Raw genomic sequence first — 10,240 nt, 5'->3', positions numbered from 1 at the left:
TCGGCTAATTTCACGACTGCTGCGCAGCCGAACGCAGGCTTCGCCAGCTGCTACAAAGTGCGGTTCGGCTTAACTGACTGGCATTAGGGCTTGCCCGCGATAGCGGTGGAACATTCAACGTTGATGTCGACTGTGCTGCCAAATCGCGGGCAAGTCGAATCGTCGCACCGCCGCTCCCACAGGGATCTCCTGTGGCTTCAAGGCCGCGGTGGCAACGCCACTTTCTGCCCTTGCTCAACCGCCCAATTCACCACTTGCGCCGTCAACTGGTCGCTCGCCTGGCCGAATCCGGCGACTACTGCGGGCACCTTCACATCGCTCAATGGCTGGCGTACTTCGAAGCGTCTGCTGGCGAGGATTCGCTGGTCATAACCGCGTACCAGCAAGGCATCCAGGCTCACGACCACGCTAGCGGTCGAGCCCTGATACTCGGTCTGAAACGCCCGCAACTGGCCACCCAGCTCCAGGTCTGTCTGGAAAATGCTGTCATCGGTGCTCAACAACGGCACCCGACCGTCCCGCTGGAAGCCGTCCAGCAGACGATTACGCAGCAGCACCGGTGCCGGGTCGCTCCAGCGTGAGCCCTTGTAGCTGACGATCAGATCGCCTTGGGGAATCACCGCGATGTTCGGGCTGTTCAACGCGTCGCTGGCCTGGAGTTTGTTCAGGCGCAGCGACCAGCGTTGCGGCGTGCCATGACTGACCGCCGCGTTGCTTTGGGCCGAAGGCAATCGGTAGACATCGAAGACCTCAGCCTTGGGCAGAATCGAGCACGAACTGATCAGCGTGAAGCCGGCGAGGAGGGCGATACGAGTCAGCTTCATGGCGTGAATTCCTTGTTCTTTTCACGGCCCAGCAGGTAACCGCTGGGGTTTTCCTCCAGGCGTTGAGAGATGACGCGCAACGAAGTCAGGGTTTCGCGCAGTTCGCGAATCGCCGGGGCCAGGCCATTGAGGCCCTGCATGCCGCTGTTGAGCGACTCCTGATTGGTGGCGAGCAGCTTGTTGATTGTCGTGCTGCTCTGCTCCAGCGATTTCATCGCCTGCTCGGCGCTGCCCAACGCCTGCTTGCCATGGTCATTGAGCAGTCCGTTGGCGTTGCGCATCAGCGCCGTGGTTTGCTCCAGCATGTTGTTGGCTTGCTTGCCGACCGATGCCAGTTGCTGCATCGCCTGACGAATATCGCCACGCTGATCGGCAATCGTCCCGGTGGTTTGCTCCAAGTGCTCCAGAGTGCTGCTGATGCGCTCGATGTTTTCCGCGGAAAACAACAGATTGGCGTTATGCATCAGCGTGTTCACGCCGGATATCAACTCGTTGCTGTCATTGAGCAAGACGGCGATAGGCGAGGGCGAGGCGACGATGGTCGGCAGCTGTCCGTCCTTGCCCTTGAGCTCCGGGCTCTGAGGCGTGCCGCCGCTGAGCTGGATGATCGAGGTCCCGGTGACCCCGGTCAGTGCCAGTTTTGCCCTGGTGTCTTCCTTGACCGGGGTGTCACCGCCCAGGCGAATACGCGCCAGCACCCGGCGCGGGTCTTTCGGGTCCAGACGCAACGTCACCACGTCACCGACCTTGATCCCGCTGTACTGCACCGAACTGCCCTTGGAAAGGCCGCTGACCGCTTCGTTGAAGACGACTTCGTAATCCTTGAACTCGGTGTCGACGCTGGACTTGGCCAGCCACAAGCCGAAGAGCAGGGCGCCCGTCACCACAATCACGGTGAACAGGCCGATCAATACATGATGGGCTCGGGTTTCCATGTCAGACCTCGTTAAGCTGTTGAGCGGCCGTCAAAGCCGCGCGGCCGCGAGGGCCATGGAAGTATTCGTGGATCCACGGGTCGTCGGTTTCCGAGACCTTGTCGATGGCGTCCGCCACCAACACTTTCTTCTGCGCCAGCACCGCCACCCGGTCGGTGATGGTGTAGAGCGTGTCGAGGTCGTGGGTCACCAGAAAAACACTCAGGCCCAGCGCATCACGCAGCGTCAGGATCAATTGATCGAACGCCGCCGCACCAATCGGGTCGAGGCCGGCGGTGGGTTCGTCGAGAAACAGGATGTCCGGGTCCAGCGCCAGCGCACGGGCCAGCGCCGCTCGCTTGATCATGCCGCCAGACAGCGCAGCGGGGTACTTGTCGGCAGCCGACAGCGGCAACCCGGCCAGCGCCAGTTTGACCGCGGCCAGATGTTCGGCATCTTCACGGTTCAGGCCGGCGTGTTCGATCAAGGGCAGGGCAACGTTTTCGGTCACGGTCAGCGAAGTGAAGAGGGCGCCTTGCTGGAACAGCACGCCGAAACGCCGTTCAACCATCGAACGCTCATGTTCAGACAAGGTCGGCAGGTTTTTACCGAAGACCTTTACCACCCCTTCACTGGGCTGACGCAAGCCGATAATGCTGCGCAGCAGCACCGATTTACCGCTGCCGGAACCGCCGACCACGGCAAGAATTTCACCTTTGTACAGATCGAGATCGAGGTTTTCGTGCACGCTTTGACTGCCGAAGCGATTGCACAGCCCACGGACTTCGATCACTGCCTCGGAAGGCGCTCGGGGTAAACGACTCACCAGCCCATCTCCATGAAAAACAGCGCGGCCACGGCGTCGAGCACGATCACCACGAATATCGACTGGACCACGCTGGACGTGGTGTGTGCACCGACAGACTCGGCGCTGCCGCTGACTTTGAAACCTTCGAGACAGCCAATCGAGGCGATCAGGAAGGCGAAAACCGGGGCTTTGACGATCCCCACCAGAAAATGCTGAACCCCAATGTCCGATTGCAGCAGCGACAGGAACATCGCCGGCGAAATATCCAGCGACACCGCACAGACCACGCCGCCGCCAATAATCCCCGAGAGCATTGCCAGAAAGGTCAGCATCGGCAGCGCCACCAGCAGGGCCAGGACGCGCGGCACCACGAGCAATTCCATCGGGTCGAGGCCCAAGGTGCGGATGGCGTCGATTTCTTCGTTGGCCTTCATTGAGCCGATCTGCGCGGTGAACGCACTGGCGGTGCGCCCGGCCATCAGGATCGCCGTCAGCAACACAGCGAATTCACGCAGGAAGGAAAAGGCCACCAGGTCCACGGTGAATATTGTGGCGCCGAAATTGGCCAATACCGTCGCCCCGAGAAACGCCACCACAGCGCCCACCAAAAAAGTCAGCAGGGCGACGATGGGGGCGGCATCAAGGCCGGTTTGTTCGATGTGCGCCACCATCGGCGTGATGCGCCAATGCTTGGGCTGGAACAGGCCGCGAACGATGGTTTCCAGAATCAGACCGACGAAGCCCAGCAGTTGCAGGGTGTCCTGCCAGACCGCATCTACCGCGACGCCAATTCGGGTCAGCAATTGAATACTGACGCTGATTTCCGGCTCCTTTACCGGCACACAGAAATTGGTCATTGAGCTGTAGATGGTCTGCAGCAGCGCGCGATCGGCGCTGGTCAGGGTGCAATCGGGGTGTTCGGCGGATCGCCCCAGGCGCTCGGGGCCCAGCAGCTCTACCAACAGCGAGGCACCGGCGGTGTCGAGGGCGCCGAGACTGTTGAGGTCAATGTGGGTGTCGTCGTCGTATTGGCCGCGAAGTTTTTCGCACAGGCGCTTGAGATCGGCGTAATGGGCAAGCGTCCAGTCACCCGTCACCCGCAACTGCGCAGGGGAGTGAGAGGCATCCAGTTGGGCATTGCCGGCCATTGTGCTGCTGCTCATAAGCTCCGTGCTTGTTCAGTCTATGCAGAGCTACGTAATAGCACGAACCGCGCTACTTTTCTTTGGTCGATGTGCTGTCCATGACCTTGAAGCGCAGCACGCCGATGACCTGGCCATCCTCGGTCAACACCCGGACCTGCCATTTACCCACCGGGTTGCCCGGGAAATTCTGCTTGTGCGTCCAGGCGCGGTAGCCTTCCTTGCGCCCACCGTGGATGTCCAGCGGGATGCGGTCGACCTCTTTGCCGTTGAACTGCCACACGTGATAAATCCGCTCATCCAGACCGCGCGGGGCGTTGATTGCGGTGTAGGCGTACAACCCGCCACCACGAATCTGCTCGGCCGTGACTTCCTCCAGGCTGGCACCCGGTGTGCGGTCCTGCATTTGCGTGCTGATCGCCACGTCAGTCATCCACAAGGTCGCCGGTGGCACCCACGAACGCAAGACCCAACCGAGGGCGCCGACCCCCAACGTGATGCTCAGGATCGCCAAGGCGTTGCGCACCGTACGGATCGGGAAGATCGACGCCAGGCTCGGGAACGACAGCAGCACGGCGGTACCCAGCGCCAGTTTGAAACTCTGGGACGTGGTGAGGTGCATGATGACGGGCAGGGCGGTCAGCAACGCAGCAAACAACGTCAGGGTATGCAACGCCAGGAACGCCCAGCGCCGAGGTGCCAGCCATTTGTAGTAGAGCGGATCGATGATGGAGATCAGTGCCGCAATACCTAACAGCCCGGTGAAGAACAATTGGCCGCTGTTCCAGGTGGTGGTGATGAAAAAGAACGGCAGGACGAAGAACAGGCTTTCCTGGTGGATCATCTGCGTGGCGTAACGCAGCAGTGGCTGGGGAATTTCGCGCTTGAAGATTTTTGCGAACAGCTTGGTTAAGCTGTTTTCCAGCATCAGCCAGACCCAGCTGAGCACCATGATGATGGTGATCCAGGTCGCCAGGCCTTGTTGGCGATCCACCAGGATGAAGCTGCCGACACCGGAGATGAAACCACCGAGTGCAATGACCCCAGGGTAGCGCTTCATCAATTCCAGAATGCGCTGGAAGTATTGGGTCAGGATCGGCATTCGGCGGTTCACATTCATCGTAGGAAATTTCCTCGACAGGTTACCCGCCGGGGGGCTGCGTGGCGAGGCCCACAGTCCGGCCCAGGAGCCTTTGTAGCAGCTGCCGAAGGCTGCGTTCGACTGCGCAGCAGGCGCAATCCGTTATGTCAGATGTTCCAGATACACCTTGATGAATGGTTTGACGACTGCTTCGCAGCCGAACGCAGCCTTCGGTAGCTGCTACACAGGTGGTGGTGTCCTTCGGTGGAGGCGCCAGCCCAATAGTCCGAGCAGCAGTAACCCAAACACCCCGACAATCGTCCAAATCAACTGGTCATCCCCCATCAACGGCTTCTCGATCCGCAAATACCCCGGTTGCAGCAGCAATTCGCGCAATGCCTTGTTGGCTTCCTCCAGTGTCACGCCTTGCAGTTCCCTGGCCGGGTTGGTGAAACGTCCGCCCTCGTACTCCCCAAGGGCACTCCAGTAATAATCGGCCAACGCGCTATTGCCTTGCACCGCCCAGGCCTGACGGGCAATAGCGGCCTGTTTCAGGCGGTTGAAGGTGTCGGCGTCGAGACCGTCCTTGAGCAATTGGGCTTTCAACTCCTCAAGGACCTGTTCAGCCTGCGGCACATCATCGCGCTCAAGGTCGGCGTTCAGGCTCATGAAACCCACACCGCCAAACAACTCGCGCTCAGCCGAGGGGCCATAAGACAAACTGTGGACCAGGCGCATCTGGCGATAAAGCGCCCAGTCCAGATAGTCCTTGAGCAGATCGAACGTTTCGTCGTGCTGATCCTCCATCACCGGCTCTGGCACCAACCAATGCAACTTGGCCCCCCCGCCGACGAAACCGCTACTGAGCGTGCGCTCATGGGCAGCACGGGTCTGGATTTCTGGCAGAGGCAGGTGGTCGCTTGGGTCGACCGCCTCAAGCTCACCCCAGGCCCGCTCCAGATAGGCCGGGAGCAACCGCTCGAGGTCACCGACCACGATCAGGGTCATGTTGTTGGGCGCGTACCAGAGCTTGCGCACCTTTTCCAATTGTTCGCGGGTCAGGTGATCGACTTCGGCGCGCTCCGGGCATTTGAGGCCCAACTCCACGGCCAGTTGATTGCTCGCCGTGTGGCCAAGGTCCTGGCGATCCAGCCAGCGTTGCAAGCGTGTGTAATGCCCGCCGTCTTCGCGCTCGACCACTTGCTTGGCGGCCTTGATGGCGTTGTCGTCGATGCGGGTCTGGGACAGCAGCGCCAGCAACAGGTCGAGGACCTTGCGCTGGTTTTTCGCTGGCGCTTCGATGACGAAGGTCGTGTCGGCATTGCTGGTGAAAGCATTCCATTCACCCCCCAGCGCCTGCATGCGCTCTTCCAGGCCACCTTCACCGGTGGCGTCGATACCGCTGAACAACAGGTGTTCGAGCAGATGCGGCAGCTCTTTGTCCTCGCAGCTGAAATCATCCAGGCCAACGCCAATCACCAGACGAATCGCCACATGCCCGCGCTCGGTGCCCGGTTTGAGCAGCAATTGCAGGCCATTGGGCAGCGTATATCCCTCGACCTGAAAGCGATCGAGGGCAAACAAAGGAAATGAGCCAAGAAACAAACAGGCGAACAGCAGACAACGCATAACAGGTTTCCATACGGCTGATTGGCGATCCGTGTTGCTTTCCGGGCAGCCATCGCGAGCAGGCTCGCTCCCACGTTGGTTTTGCGGTGGGAGCAAGCCTGCTCGCGATGCTTTTGAACCGGAACTCAAGTTACTGACTGACTACACTGCCAGACGTTCAAGGCGAATGCGTGATGTCCGCCAAATCGTCGACAGCCAGTGCCCCGGTGTCCGACGTTTCCAGCACTGCATACGCACTGCTGCAGAACAGCGAATTCAGACGTTTCATGTCGGCAATCAACTCCAGGTGCAACGAACTGGTTTCCAGACTTTGCACAATCTTACGTTGCAACCGGCTGACATGGGCATGAGCCAGACGCCGTTCCTGTGCGCGAAAGCGACGCTTTTCTCGCAACAACTGACGGGCACTTTCCTTGTCGGAACTCAAAAACACAGACAATCCCAGGCGCAGGTTGGAGATTAACTGACTGTGCAGCCCGGCCAACTCTTCCAGCCCAACCTGGGAAAAAGACCGGCGCTGCGCGGTTTTCTGCTGCTGCACCTTGCGCAGCATGCGTTCGATCAGGTCGCTGGCGAGTTTGAGGTTGATCGCCAACTCAATGATTTCCGCCCAACGGTGGCTGTCCTGGCCGCTGAGGTCCTCGCGGGGCATTTGCGCCAGATAGAGCTTGATCGCGCTGTAGAGTGCTTCGACATCATCGGTCAGGCGACGCATTTCCTGGGTCACGGCGGTTTGCTTGCCGTGCAGCACATCGAGCATCGCTTCGAGCATGTTGTCGATCAGATCGCCCATGCGCAGGGTTTCCCGGGCCGCATTGGCCAACGCCAGGCTCGGCGTGACCAGCGCTGTCGGGTCGAGGTGCCGGGCTTTGGCCATTCCGTTGACTTCAGGTCGCTCCGGCAACAGCCAGGCGCACAACCTGGCCATTACCCCGACACTCGGCAGCAGGATCAAACAACGCGCGGTGTTGTAGAGCAGGTGGAAGCCAATCACCATTTCCTGAGGGCTGAAATCCAGGCTATCCATCCAGTGCACCAGCGGATCGAGCACCGGGATGATCAACAACAAACCGATCAGCTTGTACAACAGGCTGCCGAGCGCGACCTGGCGGCCCGCGGCGTTTTGCATGCTAGTGCTGAGGAACGCGAGGATGCCACTGCCAATGTTGGCGCCAATCACCAGGCCAATGGCCACTGGCAGACTGATCACATTGGCCCCGGCCAGGGTCGCCGTCAGCAGGACGGCCGCGAGACTGGAGTAGGAGACCATTGCGAACAGCGCACCTATCAGCGCATCGAGCAGGATGTCACCGGTCAGCGAGGCGAAAATCACCTTCACCCCTTGCGCATGGGTGATCGGCCCGGCGGCTTCGACGATCAGTTGCAGCGCCAGAATGATCAGGCCCAGGCCGATACAGACCCGACCCATCTGCCCGACCCGGGTCTGTTTGCGCGACAGGAAGAAAATAACCCCGACAAAGATCAGCAAGGGCGACAGCCACGACAAATCGAACGTCAGCACCCGCGCCATCAACGCCGTACCGACGTCGGCGCCAAGCATGGTCGCCAGGGCCGGGGTCAATGCCATCAGACCCTGACCGACAAACGAGGTGACGAGCATGGCGGTGGCGTTACTGCTCTGGACCATCGCCGTCACCACGATCCCGGCGACAAACGCCAGCCAGCGCTTGGACATGTTCCGGCCAATCACATGGCGCAGGTTGGTGCCGTAAACCCGCAGGATGCCGGTTCGGACGATGTGCGTGCCCCAGATCAACAAGGCCACGGCCGATAACAAATTGAGCAGGGTGAGCATAAAGGCCCCCTGTGGTGGTCGCGCCCCAAAGGGGCAAGTTGACGGTACTGCGCTTTTTTCTACGTTCTGTACTTAAGCTGTAGTTGGCTAATGGTCTGGACGCCAGCATTGCACAGCTAGTGACGTGAATGAAACAGAACTGTCATGAAAACAGCGCCTCCCTTGTGGGAGCGAGCTTGCTCGCGATGGTGGTATTGCCAGCAACTGCGGCAAGCCTTGGAGCGACTTTTCATTCGCTGTAGTAATCCGCTCCCACGCTGACATCGATCAGATACTTCGCCGTCTTCGGATCGCGCTCATCGCAGCGAGCGTAGCATTTGACGTTGAGGGCAAGACCGTACTTATGGGGAACCAGCAGCATCACGACAACAACCTGATCGAATAACAGGCTCTGTAGAGTATTTCTGTCATCTTCGTTACTTACCATAAGCCACGCATGATCATCGCTATCCCGTGGCACCCAACCGGAACTCTTAAACATCTCTTGTAAATGATTAAGCAAGGGAATCAACTGATCAAACCGCAACGTATCCAACATCGGAGAAGTGGTAATAGTTGATACCTTTTCATTGTTGTAACCGACAGCACCGAATTTCGTTGGGGGCAAAGTGAAACCGTATTTGGGATCATCAAATTTGACAATCACTGGACTGCTGATCCAAGTGGAATCAACTTCGGGTGGTTCACTTGGATAGATTGCCGTTTTAGCCCTGACTGGAAATGTCGAGTCACGCTCTACATCTTTATAGGACTTTCCGATATGAACGGAAATTGTATCCACAGATGGTTGCTCATGGATGACATAAGCAAGCAAAAACAAACACATTACAGCCACAAGACTCAAAATTAATTTGCGCCTCATTTGACTCCTCTCCCATTGGCAATTTCCGTAATGGAAATTTTTACTTGAGCGAGAGTGGCTGGATTTTTGAGTAAATTGTCGAATTGTGTTGCCGCTCGCAACACGAACTCCATACGTTGATTTTTGTCTGCCAGATCAGCGATTGGATTACTACTAAAAGCAACTTTCCGGTCGTCAGGTGCTTTGCACTGACTTGCCAGGGTTAGTTGAATTTCTTCTGGTAGTCCCGAAAATAATCCGGTGACAACGGAGGCAACGTCGCCAGCTTGAGTTCCTCTCATTATCAGCGCGAAATGCGCTATGTCATACATTGCAGGTTGAAGGATATTCAACTGTTCGTGCCGTGCCATAGCCCTGACACTGCCGCTAACATCGCCTTCATTGATCGAGGCGAATGTTTGGGATATTTCGAAGTGATTAGTTCCAAATTCAACTTTATCTGCAATGGGCCAAAGTACTTCATTTTTTAGCCTGCTGCGGTCGGGCAGACACTTCTCCATTTCCTTGAATCCTCGCACCATGAAAAACCGGTGTAGTGGATACACATCCAGGAAAAGGGCAGTGTTTCCAAGCGCTAGCATTTCATGAACGTATTGCAATTCTTCTTGAAGAAATGCAATCGCGTCGCCTGATAGTGGATCACTCGTAAGGGGAACCGGGTTCTGCTGCTTGGCCTGATCCCACTGGTTCCAAAGCTCAGGATCCGAACGCAATTTGTTCACCACTACGCGTTCATACAAGTCCTTTGACTGACTGTCTTTTAACGTTCGGTAAGCTTTTTTCTCCGCTTCGATTCTCTGATCTAGCGTGGAGGCATGAATCAACCCACACCCCACCTGCTTCGAAGCAAACGCCGCCAAACCCGCCCACTGAAACCGGTTATCCGCCAGCCACAACTGCGCATATGCCGCGTTGATCTTGCGGTTGCGGGTTTGTGGGTCGGCAATCAGCACGCCGCCCGGGGCGACCCATTCTTCGGCTTCATTCTGAAACCGGCGCCACAGGCAATTACACGTCAGCAACGGCACTTCGACGCGGGTTTTCGGGTTTGGCCCGCCCGTGGTTGTTTCGCGTTTGCAGGCGGGCAGTTCGCAGGTGCTGTCCCAGAGTTTTTTCATGTCCAGGTCGGCTGGCGCGATGCATTGTCCGGTCATTTGTTTCTTC

General features: G+C 58.1%; 9 protein-coding genes. All 9 read right to left on the bottom strand.

Going from position 1 to position 10,240, the window contains the following annotated elements; genetic code table 11:
- Window positions 1-197: 197 nt before the first annotated feature.
- The 9 genes from PMI22_RS05540 to PMI22_RS05580 all read right to left on the bottom strand — a co-directional run bounded on the left by PMI22_RS05540 (window position 198) and on the right by PMI22_RS05580 (window position 10,230).
- Window positions 198-824, bottom strand: a complete 627-nt coding sequence (locus PMI22_RS05540) for an ABC-type transport auxiliary lipoprotein family protein (RefSeq protein ID WP_007948159.1) — start codon at window positions 822-824, stop codon at window positions 198-200.
- Window positions 821-1,759 carry an MlaD family protein gene (locus PMI22_RS05545; RefSeq protein ID WP_007948158.1) on the bottom strand — a complete coding sequence of 313 codons (939 nt, stop codon included), beginning with the start codon at window positions 1,757-1,759 and terminating at the stop codon, window positions 821-823. The genes PMI22_RS05540 and PMI22_RS05545 overlap by 4 nt, the downstream gene beginning before the upstream one ends.
- A 1-nt stretch (window position 1,760) precedes the next feature.
- The gene (locus PMI22_RS05550; RefSeq protein ID WP_007948157.1) at window positions 1,761-2,564 is read right to left on the bottom strand and encodes an ABC transporter ATP-binding protein; all 804 of its coding nucleotides are present in this window, start codon (window positions 2,562-2,564) and stop codon (window positions 1,761-1,763) included.
- Window positions 2,561-3,709, bottom strand: a complete 1,149-nt coding sequence (locus tag PMI22_RS05555) for an ABC transporter permease (protein WP_033049618.1) — start codon at window positions 3,707-3,709, stop codon at window positions 2,561-2,563. Before PMI22_RS05555 ends, PMI22_RS05550 begins: the two co-directional genes overlap by 4 nt.
- A gap of 52 nt (window positions 3,710-3,761) precedes the next feature.
- Window positions 3,762-4,790 carry a DUF5924 family protein gene (locus PMI22_RS05560; protein WP_033049623.1) on the bottom strand — a complete coding sequence of 343 codons (1,029 nt, stop codon included), beginning with the start codon at window positions 4,788-4,790 and terminating at the stop codon, window positions 3,762-3,764.
- Window positions 4,791-5,009: 219 nt separating this feature from the next.
- Window positions 5,010-6,398, bottom strand: coding sequence for a M16 family metallopeptidase (locus tag PMI22_RS05565; protein WP_007948153.1), 1,389 nt, complete (start codon window positions 6,396-6,398; stop codon window positions 5,010-5,012).
- Between the two features lie 157 nt (window positions 6,399-6,555).
- Window positions 6,556-8,214, bottom strand: coding sequence for a Na/Pi cotransporter family protein (locus tag PMI22_RS05570; protein WP_007948152.1), 1,659 nt, complete (start codon window positions 8,212-8,214; stop codon window positions 6,556-6,558).
- Between the two features lie 229 nt (window positions 8,215-8,443).
- Complete coding sequence (locus tag PMI22_RS05575; protein ID WP_007948151.1) at window positions 8,444-9,076, bottom strand: hypothetical protein; 633 nt, start codon at window positions 9,074-9,076, stop codon at window positions 8,444-8,446.
- Complete coding sequence (locus PMI22_RS05580) at window positions 9,073-10,230, bottom strand: DUF2515 family protein (RefSeq protein ID WP_007948150.1); 1,158 nt, start codon at window positions 10,228-10,230, stop codon at window positions 9,073-9,075. Before PMI22_RS05580 ends, PMI22_RS05575 begins: the two co-directional genes overlap by 4 nt.
- Window positions 10,231-10,240 lie beyond the last annotated feature (10 nt).

The sequence above is a fragment of the Pseudomonas sp. GM21 genome, assembly GCF_000282215.1.
Taxonomy (GTDB): Bacteria; Pseudomonadota; Gammaproteobacteria; order Pseudomonadales; family Pseudomonadaceae; genus Aquipseudomonas.
This window is presented reverse-complemented; position numbering and strand designations above follow the sequence as displayed.

Bases quoted from the DNA above. Each gene is read 5' to 3' on its own strand.
- PMI22_RS05540 (WP_007948159.1), bottom strand. From the start codon at position 824: ATGAAGCTGACTCGTATCGCCCTCCTCGCCGGCTTCACGCTGATCAGT.
- PMI22_RS05545 (WP_007948158.1), bottom strand. From the start codon at position 1,759: ATGGAAACCCGAGCCCATCATGTATTGATCGGCCTGTTCACCGTGATT.
- PMI22_RS05555 (WP_033049618.1), bottom strand. From the start codon at position 3,709: ATGAGCAGCAGCACAATGGCCGGCAATGCCCAACTGGATGCCTCTCAC.
- PMI22_RS05560 (WP_033049623.1), bottom strand. From the start codon at position 4,790: ATGCCGATCCTGACCCAATACTTCCAGCGCATTCTGGAATTGATGAAG.
- PMI22_RS05565 (WP_007948153.1), bottom strand. From the start codon at position 6,398: ATGCGTTGTCTGCTGTTCGCCTGTTTGTTTCTTGGCTCATTTCCTTTG.
- PMI22_RS05570 (WP_007948152.1), bottom strand. From the start codon at position 8,214: ATGCTCACCCTGCTCAATTTGTTATCGGCCGTGGCCTTGTTGATCTGG.
- PMI22_RS05575 (WP_007948151.1), bottom strand. From the start codon at position 9,076: ATGAGGCGCAAATTAATTTTGAGTCTTGTGGCTGTAATGTGTTTGTTT.
- PMI22_RS05580 (WP_007948150.1), bottom strand. From the start codon at position 10,230: ATGACCGGACAATGCATCGCGCCAGCCGACCTGGACATGAAAAAACTC.